Annotated in this window: 17 protein-coding genes; 11 read left to right on the top strand and 6 right to left on the bottom strand. The window is 67.3% G+C overall.

Features of this window, described 5'->3' with window-relative positions; genetic code table 11:
• Positions 1-26 precede the first annotated feature (26 nt).
• The 3 genes from LGN19_RS15320 to LGN19_RS15310 are packed head-to-tail and all read right to left on the bottom strand — an operon-like array spanning position 27 to position 2,332.
• Positions 27-419 carry an OsmC family protein gene (locus LGN19_RS15320; protein WP_122945088.1) on the bottom strand — a complete coding sequence of 131 codons (393 nt, stop codon included), beginning with the start codon at positions 417-419 and terminating at the stop codon, positions 27-29.
• 46 nt (positions 420-465) lie between these two features.
• Positions 466-2,046, bottom strand: coding sequence for a cation:proton antiporter (locus tag LGN19_RS15315; RefSeq protein WP_174961373.1), 1,581 nt, complete (start codon positions 2,044-2,046; stop codon positions 466-468).
• Between the two features lie 25 nt (positions 2,047-2,071).
• The gene (locus LGN19_RS15310) at positions 2,072-2,332 is read right to left on the bottom strand and encodes a XapX domain-containing protein (protein ID WP_122945090.1); all 261 of its coding nucleotides are present in this window, start codon (positions 2,330-2,332) and stop codon (positions 2,072-2,074) included.
• Positions 2,333-2,606: 274 nt separating this feature from the next.
• On the opposite strand from LGN19_RS15310, the gene LGN19_RS15305 reads away from it, so the two are divergent.
• Complete coding sequence (locus LGN19_RS15305) at positions 2,607-3,293, top strand: hydrolase (RefSeq protein ID WP_043182441.1); 687 nt, start codon at positions 2,607-2,609, stop codon at positions 3,291-3,293.
• Between the two features lie 63 nt (positions 3,294-3,356).
• Here LGN19_RS15305 and LGN19_RS15300 read toward each other — a convergent pair whose 3' ends face one another.
• On the bottom strand, positions 3,357-4,280 hold the full coding sequence (locus LGN19_RS15300) for a LysR family transcriptional regulator (protein WP_122945091.1): 924 nt from the start codon (positions 4,278-4,280) through the stop codon (positions 3,357-3,359).
• Positions 4,281-4,378: 98 nt separating this feature from the next.
• On the opposite strand from LGN19_RS15300, the gene LGN19_RS15295 reads away from it, so the two are divergent.
• Genes LGN19_RS15295 through LGN19_RS39795 form a run of 7 tightly spaced genes read left to right on the top strand, consistent with a single transcriptional unit; the run spans position 4,379 to position 10,574 of the window.
• On the top strand, positions 4,379-4,546 hold the full coding sequence (locus LGN19_RS15295) for a DUF1427 family protein (protein WP_043182444.1): 168 nt from the start codon (positions 4,379-4,381) through the stop codon (positions 4,544-4,546).
• A gap of 18 nt (positions 4,547-4,564) precedes the next feature.
• A complete protein-coding gene (locus tag LGN19_RS15290) occupies positions 4,565-6,454 on the top strand; it encodes an amidohydrolase (RefSeq protein WP_226215669.1) in 1,890 nt (629 codons plus the stop codon).
• 1 nt (position 6,455) lies between these two features.
• Positions 6,456-6,917: a DoxX family protein gene (locus tag LGN19_RS15285; protein WP_226215667.1), complete on the top strand. Its 462-nt coding sequence runs from the start codon at positions 6,456-6,458 to the stop codon at positions 6,915-6,917.
• Between the two features lie 26 nt (positions 6,918-6,943).
• On the top strand, positions 6,944-7,858 hold the full coding sequence (locus LGN19_RS15280) for a VOC family protein (RefSeq protein WP_122945094.1): 915 nt from the start codon (positions 6,944-6,946) through the stop codon (positions 7,856-7,858).
• Positions 7,855-8,550 (top strand): YoaK family protein, encoded by a 696-nt coding sequence (locus LGN19_RS15275; RefSeq protein WP_226215665.1) that lies wholly within the window; start codon positions 7,855-7,857, stop codon positions 8,548-8,550. Before LGN19_RS15280 ends, LGN19_RS15275 begins: the two co-directional genes overlap by 4 nt.
• A complete protein-coding gene (locus LGN19_RS15270; RefSeq protein WP_226215663.1) occupies positions 8,547-10,019 on the top strand; it encodes an alginate export family protein in 1,473 nt (490 codons plus the stop codon). Before LGN19_RS15275 ends, LGN19_RS15270 begins: the two co-directional genes overlap by 4 nt.
• Positions 10,020-10,073: 54 nt before the next feature.
• Positions 10,074-10,574, top strand: a complete 501-nt coding sequence (locus LGN19_RS39795) for a DUF3331 domain-containing protein (protein WP_122945097.1) — start codon at positions 10,074-10,076, stop codon at positions 10,572-10,574.
• Positions 10,575-10,685: 111 nt separating this feature from the next.
• Here LGN19_RS39795 and LGN19_RS15255 read toward each other — a convergent pair whose 3' ends face one another.
• Positions 10,686-12,272, bottom strand: coding sequence for an acid phosphatase (locus LGN19_RS15255; protein WP_174961365.1), 1,587 nt, complete (start codon positions 12,270-12,272; stop codon positions 10,686-10,688).
• 225 nt (positions 12,273-12,497) lie between these two features.
• On the opposite strand from LGN19_RS15255, the gene LGN19_RS15250 reads away from it, so the two are divergent.
• From LGN19_RS15250 to LGN19_RS15240, 3 genes are all read left to right on the top strand, one after another.
• Positions 12,498-13,883 (top strand): cytochrome-c peroxidase, encoded by a 1,386-nt coding sequence (locus LGN19_RS15250; RefSeq protein ID WP_226215661.1) that lies wholly within the window; start codon positions 12,498-12,500, stop codon positions 13,881-13,883.
• Between the two features lie 113 nt (positions 13,884-13,996).
• The gene (locus LGN19_RS15245) at positions 13,997-14,383 is read left to right on the top strand and encodes a hypothetical protein (protein ID WP_122946647.1); all 387 of its coding nucleotides are present in this window, start codon (positions 13,997-13,999) and stop codon (positions 14,381-14,383) included.
• 11 nt (positions 14,384-14,394) lie between these two features.
• Positions 14,395-14,865 (top strand): NUDIX hydrolase, encoded by a 471-nt coding sequence (locus tag LGN19_RS15240; protein WP_174961391.1) that lies wholly within the window; start codon positions 14,395-14,397, stop codon positions 14,863-14,865.
• A gap of 138 nt (positions 14,866-15,003) precedes the next feature.
• On the opposite strand, the gene LGN19_RS15235 is transcribed toward LGN19_RS15240, so the two are convergent.
• Positions 15,004-16,713 carry a glutamine--tRNA ligase/YqeY domain fusion protein gene (locus LGN19_RS15235; RefSeq protein WP_122945100.1) on the bottom strand — a complete coding sequence of 570 codons (1,710 nt, stop codon included), beginning with the start codon at positions 16,711-16,713 and terminating at the stop codon, positions 15,004-15,006.
• Positions 16,714-16,742 lie beyond the last annotated feature (29 nt).

Below are 16,742 nucleotides of genomic sequence, written 5' to 3'. Positions count from 1 at the left end.
GGGATCTCGTGGTCGAGTCGGGCGCGTCAGGCGATCGCCGTGTCGATGGTGATCGGATGCGTGAGGATCTTGTGTACCGGGCACGCGTTCGCGATCTGCAGCAGGCGTTCGCGCTGTTCGCCGGACAGGTCGCCGTCGAGCGTGATGCGGCGCACGATCGTGCTGCCCGCGCTGCCGGATTCGTGCGCGAGCTTCACGTGCACTTCGGCGAGCGGCCAGCCCTTGCGTTGCGCGTACATCTTCAGCGTGATCGCGGTGCACGCGCCGAGGCTCGACAGCAGCAGTGCGACGGGTGTCGGCGCGGCATCGCCGCCGCCGAGCGGCGCCGGTTCGTCGGCGCGCCACTGGTGGACGCCATCGCTGAAGTGGACGAGATAATCGACGGAGCCGATGCTCGCTTCGACGGACAGTTCGCTCATTGCAGTTCCATGGAAAAAGGGGGAAGGCCGGCGGCTTGACCGGGCGTTACGGTTCGAGCAGCCGCTGCAGCCGCAGTTCCTCGAAATCGAGTTCCGATTCGATCCGGTGCAGCACGGCGTCGTCGACCTTGCCGTCGCGATGCAGGTCGAGCAGCGCTGCGCGCGACACGCCGACGAGCTCGAGTTCGACGCGCAGCATGCGCGAGCGCACGTTGGCCGGTTCGGCGCCGTGGCGATGCGCGCGTTCGTTGAACGTGACGCGGTTCCGGTATTCGGCGAGCAGGCGGTCGAGCGACGGCCGCTCGAGGCTCGAGCCGCGTTGTTCGAGCGCGTCGAGTTCGGCGAGCGCCGCGCCGAACGCATGGGCGCGCACCGCATGCTCGGACATCGTGTGCCGAGCGGCCGGGCGCAGCTTCAGCATGCGGATCAGCGGCGCGAGCGTGCCGCCCTGCACGACGAGCGTCGCGATGATCAGCAGGAACGTGCTGAACAGGATCAGGTCGCGGCCGGGGAAGTTGGCGGGCAGCGCGATCGCGGCCGCGAGACTCACGACACCGCGCATGCCCGACCAGCCGAGCACGACGGCCTCGCGCCACGACCACGGTGCGTGGCCGGCACGCGGCGCGCGCAGGCGGCCCGGCAGCCACATCGCGACGAACACCCAGACGATGCGCGCGGCGATCGCGGCGGCGGTGGCGGGCAGCGCGACGCGCAGGCCGGCCATCAGCACCGCGCCTTCGTGGTTCACGCGCGCGAGGATCGCGTGCAACGCGAGACCGATCAGGATGAAGACGAGCGCGTCGAGCATGAACACGATCGCTTCCCAGGTCGCCTTCGCCTTGATCCGCATGTCGGCGTCGAACACGCGATGCTGGCGCACGCCGAGCACGAGGCCGCAGGTGACGACCGACAGCACGCCCGAGCCGTCGACGGCTTCGGCGATCCCGTAGCTGCCCCACGCCATCGCGAAGGTCACGACGATGCCGAGCATCGGGTCGCGCAGGCGCGGCAGCACCCAGCTCATCGCATGGCCGCACGCGAGGCCGACCGCGATGCCGATCAGCGTGAGCGAGAAGAACAGCCCGGTGGCGCTTGCGGCCGTGATCGACACGGCAAGCGCGGCCGACACGGCCATCTGGTACAGCAGCAGTCCCGATGCATCGTTGACGAGGCTTTCGCCTTCGAGCACCGCGACGAGCCGCGCGGGCAGCGGGTGGCGCTGCAGGATCGCCTTCGCGGCGACCGCATCGGGCGGCGACACGATCGCGCCGAGCGTGAAGCATGCGGCCCAGGGCAGCGCCGGGTTCGCGGCATGCACGGCGAGCGCGACCGCGACGGTCGTGAACACCACTGCGCCGAGCGCGAGCGACGCGATCGATGCAAGCTCCTGCCGGAATTCCTTCCACGCGGTGTAGAACCCGCTCGACATCAGCAGCGGCGGCAACACGGCCGCGAGCAGCAGCGCCGGGTCCATGTCGGGCACGCGCTTGCCGGCGACCGCGACCACGCAGCCGCCGAGCAGCAGCACGACGGCCGGTGGAATCGAAATCCGCTCGGCGAGCCACGTGAGCGCGCCCGCACCGCAAATCAACAGCAGCAGGTAATGAAACAGCTCGACGTTGGTCATGCGCGGCCGCGGACGACGGGGACCATCACGACGGCTTGCGGTCGTTCGCGGTGCCGCCCGGCAGTGCGCCGAACATGTGCTGGCTGCATTGTGCATCGCGCCATGCGGTGTTCAGGCGATGGCCCGCGAACATCCGGCGCGCGACGGGCAGGATCTGTTCGCCGGCCAGCATGCCGAGCAGGCCGGTGAGCGCGATGATCGGCGGGGCCGGCGAATTCACGCCGAGCGCGCCGTAGATGACGCCGGCGAGGATGCCGGCGCACAGCGACAGGAAATACGGTTTCATGGCGAGCCCCGTGTTGGCAGACGAGCGGCGCGATGCGCGGCTTCAAGGTCTTGAGAGCGTATCGGGTTTGCGTGAAGAAAAAAAGGGCGGATCGCTCAGAACACGCATCGATTCAGGAATCGGATCGATTCCGTTTCTTGGGTGTTCGTGCCGCGCGTTTGCGGCTTAAATATTTCGAGCCGGAAGACGATCCGGCACCAATGCACCCCAGGCTCCTCCCGCTGTCGCGGTCGAGGCAGGCCCCCCTTTTTTCGTTCACAGGACGACTTGCGCCATGAGCAATCCGAAACTCGAAGTACTCACTCCGCAGAACAGCCAGCTGATCTTCATCGACCAGCAGCCGCAAATGGCGTTCGGCGTGCAGTCGATCGATCGCCAGACGCTGAAGAACAACGTCGTCGGTCTCGCGAAGGCCGCGAAGGCATTCAACATCCCGACCACGATCACGACGGTCGAGACCGAAAGCTTCTCCGGCCACACGTACCCCGAATTGCTCGACGTGTTCCCGAACCAGCCGCTGCTGGAGCGTACGTCGATGAACTCGTGGGACGACCAGAAGGTGCGCGACGCGCTGGCCGCGAATGGCCGCAAGAAGGTGATCGTGTCGGGCCTGTGGACCGAAGTCTGCAATACGACGTTCGCGCTGTGCGCGATGCTCGAAGGCGAATACGAGATCTACATGGTGGCCGATGCGTCGGGCGGCACGTCGAAGGACGCGCACGACTTCGCGATGCAGCGGATGGTGCAGGCCGGCGCGGTGCCCGTCACGTGGCAGCAGGTCGTGCTCGAGTGGCAGCGCGACTGGGCGCGCCGCGATACGTACGAGGCGGTGATGGCGGTCGTGCGCGAGCATTCGGGCGCATACGGGATGGGTGTCGACTACGCGTACACGATGGTCCACAAGGCACCGCAACGCACCGCGACGCCGCACGAGTCGCTCGCGGCGGTTCCGGCGAAGTAACGGGCCGCCGGCCGCGATCGTCGCGATGGACGCGACGATCGCCTGCCAGGGGCCGTCGAGCGTTCAGGCGACGGGCAGCGCCCACGGCGCATGCACGAAGCGTTCCGCGAGAAAGTCGAGCAGCACCGTCACGCGCGCGGCGCGCAGCATGCCGGGCGGCGTGACGAGGTTGACGTTGATGTCGGCGATCTTCCAGTCGGACATCACTTCCTCGAGTTCGCCGCGCTGCATCTCGTCCCACACCAGGAACTCGGGCTGAAGGGCGAGGCCGTGACCGGCGACGAGCGCGGGGAGGATCACGTCCGCGTTGTTGGTGCGGATGCGGCCATGCACGGATACGCCGAACTCGTCGCCCGATCCCGGTTGGCGGAAGCGCCAGTACTCGGGCGTCGGCAGGTTCGTGTAGGTGAGGCACACGTGCTGTTCGATGTCGCGCGGATGCGTGGGGCGGCCGCGCCGGTCGAGGTAATCGGGCGACGCGACGAGCGGGCGGCGCACCGCGCAGAGCCGGCGCGAGCGCAGCGACGAATCGCTCAGCTCGGCGATGCGGATCGCGACGTCGAAGCCGCCCGACACGATGTCGACGATGTGGTCGGTGAGCACGAGGTCGATGTCGACGCGCGGATAGCGTTCGAGAAACGCGGGCAGCACCGGCGACAGATGGCGCAGCCCGAACGACATCGGCGCGTTCACGCGCACGAGGCCGTGCGGTTCGAGCGCCTGCGCGGACGCTTCGCTCTCGATCAGGTCCGCATCGGCGAGCAGGCGGATCGCGCGGTCTCGCAGCAGTTCGCCGGTCGGCGTGAGCGACAGCTTGCGCGACGTGCGGTACAGCAGCATCGCGCCGAGGCGTTTTTCGAGGCGCGCGATTGCCTTCGACACGGTCGGTTGCGATACGCCGAGCAGGTCGGCGGCTTTCGCGAACGAACCGGTCTCCGCGACGCGCGCAAAGATGGCCCAGGCTTCGAGATCAGGAAGGTGTTGCATGGTCGGGACGAATGGCAGGGAAGCGGAACGGATGCGGCGCACCGCGAAGGCGGCCGCGCGATGCCGATGATTCTAATCCGGCCGGGAGAAAAATCGTTATGGAATCTTATCTACTTTCGTTGGGCGCCGGCGTGTTGATCGGCGTCGTGTACAGCGTAATCAAGGTGCGCTCGCCGGCACCGCCGCTGATCGCGCTGGTCGGCCTGGCCGGCATGCTGATCGGCGCACAGGCCATCGCGCCGGTCCGTCACTGGCTCGGCTTCTGACCGCATCGAGGACACTTCATGAGCGCAATCGCTACTCAACCCGATCTCATCCTGCACAACGGGCGCATCACGACGCTCGATCGTGCGAACCCCGTCGCAACCGCCGTGGCGATCAAGGACGGCCGCTTCGTCGCAGTCGGCGCCGACTCGGACATCATGCCGCTCGCGGGCCGCGCGACGAAGGTCGTCGATCTCGACTGCCGCACCGTGCTGCCGGGGCTGATCGACAACCACACGCACGTGATTCGCGGCGGCCTGAACTACAACCTCGAGCTGCGCTGGGATGGCGTGCGTTCGCTCGCGGTCGCGATGGAAATGCTGAAACACCAGGTCGCGATCACGCCCGCGCCGCAATGGGTGCGCGTGGTCGGCGGCTTCACCGAACACCAGTTCGCCGAGAAGCGCCTGCCGACGATCGACGAGCTCAATGCGGCCGCACCCGATACGCCGGTATTCATCCTGCACCTGTACGACCGCGCGCTGCTGAACGCGGCCGCGCTGCGGGTGGTCGGCTACACGAAGGACACGCCCGAGCCGCCGGGCGGCACGATCCTGCGCGACGCTGCGGGCAACCCGACCGGCCTGCTGCTCGCGAACCCGAACGCGACGATCCTCTATGCGACGCTCGCGAAAGGCCCGAAGCTGCCGTTCGAATACCAGTACAACTCGACGCGCCACTTCATGCGCGAACTCAATCGCCTGGGCGTCACGGGCGTGATCGATGCAGGCGGCGGCTCGCAGAATTATCCCGACGATTACGAGGTGATCCGCAAGCTGCACGATGCCAACGAGATGACGGTGCGGATCGCGTACAACCTGTTCACGCAGAAGCCGAATGCGGAGAAGGAAGACTTCGTGAACTGGACGAAGAGCGTCAAGTACCACGACGGCACCGACTATTTCCGCCACAACGGCGCGGGCGAGATGCTGGTGTTTTCGGCGGCCGATTTCGAGGATTTCCGTGTTGCGCGCCCGGACCTGCCGGCGCAGATGGAGGACGATCTCGAAGGCGTCGTGCGCGTGCTCGCGCAGAACCGCTGGCCGTGGCGCATGCATGCGACTTACGATGAAACGATCAGCCGTGCGCTCGACGTGTTCGAGAAGGTGAACCGCGACATCCCGCTCGACGGGCTGAACTGGTTCTTCGATCACGCGGAAACGGTTTCGGAAAAATCGATGGATCGCATTGCCGCGCTCGGCGGCGGTATTGCGGTGCAGCACCGGATGGCGTACCAGGGCGAATATTTCGTCGAGCGCTACGGCGCACGCGCGGCCGAGGCGACGCCGCCCGTCGCGAAGATGCTCGACAAGGGGCTCAAGGTGTCGGCCGGCACCGACGCGACACGGGTGGCGTCGTACAACCCGTGGGTGTCGCTCGCGTGGCTCGTGACGGGCAAGACGGTCGGCGGCCTGCGGATGTATCCGCAGCGCAACCTGCTCGATCGCGAGACCGCGCTGCGCATGTGGACCGAGTACGTGACGTGGTTCTCGAACGAGGAGGGGAAGAAGGGGCGTATCGCGGTTGGCCAGCTCGCCGACCTGATGGTTCCGGATCGCGATTTCTTCACGTGCGCGGAGGACGATATCGTCGATACGACGGCATTGCTGACGGTGGTCGGCGGCCGGATCGTGTGGGGTGCGGGGCCGTTCGCGTCGCACGATGCGCCGATTCCGCCCGCGATGCCCGACTGGTCGCCCGTGCGCGAGTACGGCGGCTATGGCGGCTGGGGCGCGACGCAGCGCAACGGCGCGCCGCTGCAGCGCGCAGCGGCCGCCGCGATGTGCGGCTGCGCGAGCGCATGCAACCTGCACGGGCACGCACATGCGGGCGCATGGGGCCGCACGTTGCCGACGTCGGACGCGAAGGGCTTCTGGGGCGCGTTCGGCTGTTCGTGCTGGGCGGTCTGACATGGCGGCCCCGACCCGGCGCGGCGGTGCCGGCAACCCGGCGTGGATCCGTGCGCTGCTGGCGCAGCCGTGGGTCCTCCCGCTCGCGCGCCTGGCGCTGGTGTCCGCGTACCTGATCGGCGGAGTCGCGAAGGCGCTGGACTTCGACGGCGCGGTCGCGGAGCAGGCGCATTTCGGGCTGCAGCCGGCCGCGCTCTGGGCGGCGCTGGCGATCGCGGTCGAGATCGCCGGCTCGCTGTGCATCGTGCTGGGCCGCTTCACGTGGCTCGGCGCCGGCAGCCTCGGCATGCTGACGCTGGTCGCGATGGCGGTGGCGAACGACTTCTGGAACCGCACGGGCGCCGAGCATTTCATGGCGCTCAACAGCTTTTTCGAGCATCTCGGGCTGATCGCCGCACTTGTGCTCGCGACCGTGCTCGCCGATGCGAAGCACCTGGCCGGCGACGGCCGCATTACTCGATGACGATGAAACAACCAGGAAACCCTGTCATGAAAACCCTTCGTTCCGTGTTGCTTGCCGCGATGATCGCAGGCGGTCTTGCCGTCGCGCCGGTCGTGTTCGCGAAGCCGCCGGTCGTCCCCGCGCCGGTGCCGGTGCTGGCCGTCGGGCCGCAGTACGACACGACGCACGTGTGCGTGTCGCCGGACGATTTCGATCGTTTCACCGACAGCTTCGTCGCGACCTTCGGCGGCAAGAAGTCGAAGCAGGGCGTGTTCCAGGTTACGCCCACGCCGAGCCAGACGATGTCGCAGCTCGTGCTCACGCCGGTCGGCACGGTCTCGGTGTTCGGCTTCAAGACGCCGATCCCGTATCCGTTCTGCTCGGAGCGCACCGGCTACCTCGTCACCGATCTCGACGTCGCGATGAAGACGGCGCGTGCGCACGGCGCGGACGTGATCGTCGACACGTTCCCCGATCCGATCGGCCGCGACGCGATCATCCGCTGGACCGGCGGGCTGAACATGCAGCTCTATTGGCATACCGAAGCGCCGCACTACGATGCGCTGGAGACGGTGCCCGAGAACCGCGTGTACGTATCGCCGGAAAGCGTGCGCAAGCTGGTCCACGATTTCGTCAAGTTCTCGAACGGCAAGGTGGTATCCGACAACCTCAAGGCGCCGGGCATCGAGATTGGCCGGCCGAACGAGACCTACCGCCGTATCCGCATCGAATCGGGCTTCGGCAAGATGACCGTGCTCGTGACCGACGGCCACCTGCCTTACCCGTTCGGCCGCGAGATGACCGGCTACGAAGTGCCCGATCTCGCCGCGACGCTGAAGAAGGCGCAGGCCGCGGGCGTGACGGTGCTCGTGCCGCCGTTCACGTCGGACGGCCGCGACGCGGCGCTCGTGCAGTTCCCGGGCGGCTACGTTGCCGAGATCCACGCGAGCGCGGCACGATGAAGCACGAGGACACGATCCTTGCCGCGGTGGCCGGCTTCGTCGACACGCTGAGCTTCGTCGCGCTGTTCGGGCTGTTCACCGCGCACGTGACAGGCAACTTCGTGTTGATCGGCGCCGGCATCGCGGGCTTCGGCCAGGGCGTCGTGCTGAAGCTCAGCGTGTTTCCCGCCTTCGTGTGCGGCGTGATCGCGAGCAGCCTGATCGCGCGGTCGCTGTCCGCGCGGCCCGCGTGGCAGGGCACGCGCGCGCTGCATGCGGTGCAGGCCGTGCTGCTGCTCGGTTTTTGCGCGGCCGGCGTATGGGCGACGCCCGTCACGCAGCCCGACAGCCTGCCGGCGCTCGTGGCCGGTATCGTCGGCACGTTCGCGATGGGCGTGCAGAACGCGCATCCGCGCGTGATCCCGCGCGCGGGCGTGCCGAACACGGTGATGACCGGCAACGTCACGCAGGCGATCCTCGACGTCGTCGACATGCTGTCCGCCGGCACGGCCGACAGCGTGCGCGCGGCGGCACGCGCGCGGTTCGCGAAGATGCTGCCGGCGATCGTCGCGTTCGCGCTCGGCGCGGCGTGCGGGGCGCTCGGATTCCGCTATATCGGTTTTCTGGCGCTGCTCGCGCCCGTTTGCGCGCTGGCGGCGCTCGCGCTGTGCGCGGCCCAATCGGCGGGCGCCATCACGAAGGAGCGCGCATGAGCGGGCAATGGGAACGGGCGCATCGCGGCCGCCGCTTCGATCGTGCCGCGCGCGTGTCCGTCGTCGCGGGGCTGCTGTTCGCCGGGCGCAGTGCCGCGTTCGCGGACACGTCGCCGGCATCCGCACCGGCCACGGATGGCACCGCGTCGACGTGCACGGCCAAGCGGCCGACCGTGCTGTTCAATCGCTGGCAGGAAGACTGGTCGGTGCTCGCGAATCCGTGCGTGCCGCGCGCACCGCTCGACGGCCTCAAGTACATTCCGCTCGGCAACGATCCGGCCTCCTATCTGTCGCTCGGCGTGAACCTGCGCGAGCGTCTCGAGACCGTCGACGCGCCGCTGTTCGGCATCGGTTCCGCGCAATCGGACACGTACCTGATCCAGCGCGTCGAAGTGCATGCCGATGCGCATCTCGGTCAGCACTGGCAGTTCTTCGTGCAGTTGCAGGACGACCGCGCGTACGGCAAGAACACGATCTCGCCGGTCGACAAGAACCCGCTCGACCTCGAGCAGGCATTCGCGACCTACACCGGCGCGCTCGGCGGCGGCACGTTCAAGTTCCGCGTCGGCCGGCAGGAGATGGCATTCGACCTGCAGCGCTTCATCGCCGCACGCGACGGCCCGAACGTGCGGCAGGCGTTCGATGCGGTGTGGGCCGACTACGAATACCAGAAATGGCGTTTCATCGCGTATGCGACGCAGCCGGTGCAGAACCGCAGCGCGTCCACGTTCGACGACGTGTCGAACCGCGACCTCACGTTCAGCGGCGTGCGCTTCGAGCGGCAGGCGGTGGGGCCCGGCGACCTGTCGGGCTACTGGTCGCGCTACAACCGCAGCAACGCGCGCTTTCTCGATGCGAGCGGCGCGGAGCGCCGTGACGTGTGGGACCTGCGGTACAGCGGAACGCAAGGTCGTTTCGACTGGGATCTCGAAACGATGCTGCAGACGGGGACGGTCGGCAGCAGCACGATCCGCGCGTGGGCGGTCGGCTCGATCGCCGGCTACCGGCTCGACGCGCCGTGGTCGCCGCGCATCGCGTTGCAGCTCGACGCGGCATCGGGCGACCGGCATCCGCACGACGGCCGCGTCGAAACCTTCAATCCGCTGTTCCCGAACGGCTATTACTTCACGCTGGCCGGCTTCACCGGGTATTCGAACCTGATCCACGTGAAGCCGTCGGTGACGCTGAAGCCGTCGCCGAACCTGTCGCTGCTCGGTGCGCTCGGTTTCCAGTGGCGCGAGACAACCGGCGATGCGGTCTACCAGCAGGGCAACGCGGTGGTGCCGGGCACGGCAGGCAAGGGCGGGTTGTGGACGGGGATGTACGTGCAGCTGCGTGCGGACTGGACGATCGCCGCGAACCTGATCGGTGCGGTCGAGGCCGTGCATTTCCAGGTCGGCGATGCGATCCGCCAGGCGGGCGGGCATAACGCCGACTATGTCGGCGTCGAGCTGAAGTATGGGTGGTAGCACGCGTGCCGCGGCGCGTTCGCCGGTGATGGGCTACGCGATGCGGGGTGTCGGATGAATGCGCGCGTGCAGGTGCTCGTGTATTCGGACGAGATGCTGATCGTGCGCTGGCTTGCGCCGGGCGGTGCGGAGCAGCGCTGGACACCCGGGCGCGCGCTGCGCTCGGGCCAGTGTGCGCTGTCCGGCGAGAAGATCGTCTGCGGCGACGCCGTCTTCAGCCCCCGCGGGCGGGCGCCGTTCGAACCGAAAGCCATGATCCTGGCGGCGGCGCTCGACCGGCCGCGCGCGTCGACGGTTCGCCCGCACGTACAGGTGCTCGAGCGCTCGGCGCAGCTGCTGGTCGTGCGCTGGGTCGAACCGGGGCGTGCGCACTTCGGCGAGCAGCACTGGAAACCCGGGCGCGCACGGCAGGCCGGTTTCTGCGTGCTGTCGGGCGCGCGGATCGCGTGCGGCGACGACGTGTTCCGCCCGAGCGGACGACCGACGCCACCGAATGCACGCGCGATGATTCTGGCCATCGCGCTCGATGGCGCCGGGCTGAAGCACGCCGGGTGACGCGGCGCGCACGTGCTGGCACGAGCGCAACGACCAAGGGCGGCCGAAGCCGCCCTTGGTCGTATGCGGCCGGCATCGCGCCGGCCGGTGCATTGCCGTGCCGCTCTGCCGTTACAGGTTCGGCGACAGGGCGAGCGCGTTCGTCAGGTCGCCCATCGGCTGGCCGCCGTTGGCCTTCAGCGCGTCGTCGCGCTGTTGCAGGCCCGCGAGGCGCGGCAGCGAGAAGCGGCGCGTGATGAAGCGCAGGATCGACGCGGTGTCGTACTGCGTGTGGTCGACGAAACCCTTCTTCGAGAACGGCGACACGACGAGTGCCGGAATCCGCGTGCCCGGGCCCCAGCGGTCGCCCTTCGGCGGCGACACGTGATCCCAGAAGCCGCCGTTTTCGTCGTACGTGACGACCACGACCATGTTCTTCCACTGCGGGCTGGCCTGCAGGTGGGCGATCACGTTCGCGATGTGCTGGTCGCCGCTCGACACGTCGGTGTAGCCCGCGTGTTCGTTCAGGTTACCCTGCGGCTTGTAGAACGCGACCTGCGGCAGCGTGCCCGCGTCGATCGCCTTGATGAACTCGCTGCCGTCGGTGCCGCCGTCGAGCAAGTGCTGCGCGCGGCTCGTGCTGCCCGGTGCCTGGTTCGCGTAGTAGTTGAACGGCTGATGGTGCGGCTGGAAGTTCGGCGCCGTCATGTTCGGGCCGTAGATCACGTTCGCGGTGCCGCTTTGAGCCGCCTGCAGCGCCTGGTTCCACGCACCGCCGTACCATGCCCACGACACGCCTGCGTTGGTCATCAGGTCGCCGATGTTCTGCTGCGATTGCGGCGGCAGCGTCGATGCGGCCGACGGGTCGGCGAGGTTCGGATCGCCGCCGGAAGCCGCCTTGTTGCCGCTCGGCTGGTACGGCGGCTGCATCGTGTTGATCGCGTAGAAGTCCGGCGTCAGGTTGCCCGAGTTCACGAACTTCGGAATGCCGTCGAGCGCGGAAGCCGGCGAGTTGGTCGCGAGCTGCAGCGACTTGCCGTCGGCGGCGACGGCCGAGATCGAGCCGGCGGCGGGGCTCTTGTCCGCGTTCGCGTAGAACGGCGCGCACGCGCAGATCAGGTACTGGTGATTCAGGAACGAGCCGCCGAACGCGCCCATGAAGAAGTTGTCGGCCAGCGTGAACTGCTGCGCGATCTTCCACAGCGGCAGCTTCGTCGCGTCGGGCGTGTAGTGGCCCATCACGAGGCCGCCGGAATCGGCCCAGGCGGCGAACATGTCGTTCTTGCCGCCGTTGATCTGCATCTGGTTCTCGTAGAAGCGGTGATACAGGTCGCGCGTCGTCACGCTCATCGACGTGTTGAAGCCGTTCGGATCGTCGATCGCGAACGGCGCGTTCGGCAGGTTGGCCGTCATCGCTTCGGTCACGGCCGGCGTGACGCCCTTCGCGGTCAGGCCGCCCCAGACCTTCGGCAGCGTCGCGAGCGGCTGGCCGTTGCGGTCCTTCTGCTGCGCGCTTGCCGCGGTCACGTTCTGCAGGCCGTTCGCGCCCGGGAAGTTGCCGTACAGGTTGTCGAAGCTGCGGTTCTCGGCGTAGATCACGACGACGTTCTTCACCGTCGACAGGCCTTGCTGCTGCACGTCGTCGCCGCCGCAGGCGGTGAGGGCGGCGGCCGCGGCAACGGCGATCGGTGTAAAGCGAATCCAGGCGTGGTTTTTCATCCGTTGTACTCTCTATCTCTCTCTTGTCGCGTGGGGAACCGGAGCATTCGTGTACCGCCGGTTCGCGAGGGTGACCGTGGCATGTCCGGCTGTAAGCATTTTGAGGGTGCGATTTGACAGCCGGGTGTAGGCGTCCTTTCGATTAGCTGTCGGTTGGTCGTCATGTAACGGTCATGCGGCTGACATAAACTCCGGCCGCTCCTGAACCCACTTTCCGACGAATCGATGAAGCCTCGCCAACCGACAGCCGGCGCGTTCGCGCGTTCGTGGCTGCACCTGACCGGCGCATTCGCGCTGGCCACCACGCTTGCAACCCTTGCCGGCTGTGACGGACAGCCGGGGGCGGGCGCACCGTCCGTGCAGGCCGCGAGCGCGGCGAGTGCACCGGGCGCCGCCCATGTAGTTGCGTCCGCAACGGTTGCGTCCAGCGGCGCGGTGGTCGAGACGAACCAGCCGCAGACGCGGGCACAAGTTTACGAAGGCGTGCGCCGGATGACGGCGCTCGGCAAGCAACTTTTCTTTGACCCTACGCTGTCAGGTTCCGGCAAGCTCGCGTGCGCGTCGTGCCACAGCCCCGATCACGCATTCGGCCCGCCCAATGCGCTGGCCGTGCAGTTCGGCGGCGACGACATGAAGCGCCCGGGCTTCCGTGCGGTGCCGTCGCTCAAGTACCTGCAGGGCGTGCCGCAGTTCACCGAACACTTCCACGATTCCGACGACGAAGGCGATGAAAGCGTCGATGCGGGCCCGACGGGCGGCCTCACGTGGGACGGCCGCGTCGACACGGGCGCCGAGCAGGCGCGCATTCCGCTCACGTCGCCGTTCGAGATGAACAGCTCGCCCGCGAAGGTCGCGCAGGCCGTGAAGGCCGCGCCGTATGCGGACGAGTTCCGCGCGGTGTTCGGCGTGAAGGTGCTCGACGACGATGCGGCCACGTTCAAGGCCGTGCTGCGCGCGCTCGAGACGTTCGAGCAGACACCCGAACTGTTCTCGCCGTACACGAGCAAGTACGACGCGTATCTCGCCGGCCATGCGCAGCTCACGCCGGCCGAATTGCGCGGGCTGCAGTTGTTCAACGACGAGAAGAAGGGCAATTGCGCGAGCTGCCACATCAGCCAGCGCGCGCTCGACGGCACGCCGCCGCAGTTCAGCGATTTCGGGCTGATCGCGGTCGCGGTGCCGCGCAACCGCGCGCTGCCCGTCAATCGCGATCCGCGCTTCTACGATCTCGGCGCGTGCGGCCCCGAGCGCACCGACCTGAAGGGCCGCGACGAATTCTGCGGGCTGTTCCGCACGCCGTCGCTGCGCAACGTCACCCTGCGCAAGACGTTCTTCCACAACGGCGTGTATCACACGCTCGAGGACGTGATGCGCTTCTACGTCGAGCGCGACATCCATCCGGAGAAGTTCTATCCGGTCGTGCACGGGAAGGTGCAGATCTACGACGACCTGCCCAAGCGCTACTGGCCGAACATCAACCGCGAGGCGCCGTTCGACCGCAAGCGCGGCGAGCAGCCCGCGCTGAACGAGGCCAAGATCAAGGACGTGATCGCGTTCCTGGGTACGCTGACTGACGGATATCAGCAAACGGCCGCGCCGGCCGGCCACTAGAAGGCGGCGTCGACGGCACGCATGCTATCCTCGCTCGCTGACAGGCGCAGTGTGCGTGCCGGTTTGCCGGCATGCACACTGCGCCGTTCGATCGAACATCCAAGGAGAACAACATGTCGATGCGTGCATCCCTTTCCGTCGTCACGCGCGTGCTGGCCGGCGCCGCGTGCGCAGCTGCGATGCTGCCCGCCCATGCGCAGAACAACCTGAACTTCCTGAACGACACGCCGCTCAGCTACTTCAGCAAGACCGACCGCGCGTCGCTTTCCAAGGCGGTCGTGCAAGTGCGCGACGAAGGCAAGGACGGCGAGACCACGACGTGGCAGAGCAGCGGCCGCGGCACGCAGATCGATGCGAAGCTCACGCCGAGCACGACCGAGGCGGACGGCAAGACCTGCCGTGAAATCGCCACCGAGATCACCGCGAAGGGCCAGACGATGACGCTCAAGCCTGTCTATTGCAAGACCGACGCGGGCAAGTGGCAGCTGCAGAAGCGCTGAGCACGCACGTGATGAAGCGGGGCGGCGCGCCGCGCACGGTGTCGTGCGGCGTCGTGATCCTCGACGGGGCCGGCCGCGTGTTCCTCGCACACGCGACGGATACCACGCACTGGGACATCCCGAAGGGGCAGGGTGAGCCGGGCGAGTCGCCGGCCGACGCGGCGCTGCGCGAACTGCTCGAGGAAACCGGCATTGCATTCGCGCCGGCCCGATTGCTCGATCTCGGCCGCTTCGCGTACCGGCACGACAAGGACCTGCATCTGTTCGCGGTGCAGGTGGCCGACGGCGAGATCGATGCCGCGCAGTGCACGTGTACGTCGCTGTTTCCGAGCCGTCGCGACGGCTCGATGATTCCCGAGATGGATGCGTACCGCTGGACCCTGCCCGGCGACATCGACGCGTATGCGAGCCGCAGCCTCGCGCGGCTGTTTCGCACGAAGCTGTCGCTGGCGGATTTGCATCGGCGGTTGATGGGTGGGTGAATCAGCGTGGCGGTTTGCGCTGCCACGTGACCTAGCTTCGCTTCAAAGCACGCAACAAAAAACCGGCCCTGAGGCCGGTTTTTTTATGGTCACGCGACGGTGGCTTGCGAAGCCGCGCGCCGCGTGCGAAGCACGCCGTTACGCCGGCTTGCCCCAGCTGTCGCGCAGCCCGACGATCCGGTTGAACACCGGCTTGCCCGGCTTCGAATCGACACGATCGGCCACAAAATAGCCGTGACGCTCGAACTGCAGGCGCGTTTCCGGTGCGATGTCGTCGTTGCCCGGCTCGATGTATGCCTGCACGATCTTCTTCGAATCGGGGTTCAACGCCTCGAGGAAGTTCGCGCCGCCCGCGTCCGGATGCGGCTCCTTGAACAGGCGGTCGTAGATCCGCACTTCGGCCGGTTGCGCATGCTTCGCGCTGACCCAGTGAATGTTGCCCTTGACCTTGTACGTGTTCGCGCCTTCGGTGCCCGACTTGCTGTCCGGGAAGTAGTTGCAGTGCACGGCCGTCACGTTGCCGTCGGCGTCCTTGTCGAAGCCCGTGCACTCGATCACGTAGCCGTAGCGCAGGCGCACCTTGTTGCCCGGGAACAGGCGGAAATAGCCCTTCGGCGGGTTTTCGACGAAGTCTTCGCGCTCGATCCACAGCTCGCGCGAGATCGGGAACGTGCGCACGCCGCGTTCCGGATGATGCGGGTGCACGGGGGCCGTGCACGCCTCTTCGAGATCTTCCGGATAGTTGTCGATCACGAGCTTCAGCGGATCGAGCACCGCGACGGTACGCGCGGCCTTGTCGTCGAGGTCGTCGCGCAGCGCGCCTTCGAAGATGCTCATGTCGATCCACGAGTCGATCTTCGTCACGCCGATGCGCTCGCAGAACAGGTGGATGCTCTCCGGCGTGAAGCCGCGGCGGCGCACGCCGACGATCGTCGGCATCCGCGGGTCGTCCCAGCCGTCGACGTGGCCTTCGGTAACGAGCTGCAGCAGCTTGCGCTTGCTGGTGATCGCGTACGTGAGGTTCAGTCGCGAGAATTCGATCTGTTGCGGCAGCGGGCGCGTGAACATGCCGGCTTCCGCGAGTTCGTTCAGCACCCAGTCGTACAGCGGGCGGTGATCCTCGAATTCGAGCGTGCACAGCGAATGCGTGATGCCTTCGATCGCATCCGAGATGCAGTGCGTGTAGTCGTACATCGGGTACACGCACCACGCGTCGCCGGTGCGGTAGTGGTGCGCATAGCGGATCCGGTAGATCACCGGGTCGCGCATGTTCATGTTCGGCGAAGCCATGTCGATCTTCGCGCGAAGCACGTGCTCGCCTTCCTTGAACTCGCCGGCCTTCATGCGGCGGAACAGGTCGAGGTTTTCTTCAGGCGTGCGCTCGCGGAACGGCGACGGCTTGCCGCCTTCGGTCAGCGAGCCGCGGTTCGCGCGCATTTCGTCGGCGCTCTGGCTGTCGACATACGCACGGCCGCGCTGGATCAGCAGCTCGGCGAATTCGTACAGCTTGTCGTAGTAGTCGCTCGCGAAGTACTGGTGATCGACCGCTTCCTTGCGCCAGTCGAAGCCGAGCCAGCGCACCGCGTCGACGATCGAGTCGACGTATTCGACGCTTTCTTTTTCCGGGTTCGTGTCGTCGAAGCGCAGGTGGCACACGCCGCCGTAGTCGCGCGCGACGCTGAAGTTCAGGCAGATGCTCTTGGCATGGCCGATGTGCAGATAGCCGTTCGGCTCGGGCGGAAAGCGCGTCTCGACGCGGCCGCCCCATTTGCCGGTGCGGTTGTCGTCGTCGATGATGTTGCGGATGAAATTGGAAGCCGCGGGGGCGTCGTTGCGTTCGGTGCTCATGCGGATGGCGTCAGGTTGTGTCGGCGCGC

Origin of the sequence: Burkholderia sp. AU30198, assembly GCF_020419825.1 — a bacterium.
Classification (GTDB): domain Bacteria; phylum Pseudomonadota; class Gammaproteobacteria; order Burkholderiales; family Burkholderiaceae; genus Burkholderia.
Note: the sequence above shows the minus strand (reverse complement) of the source record. Positions and strands in the feature narration are given on the sequence as shown.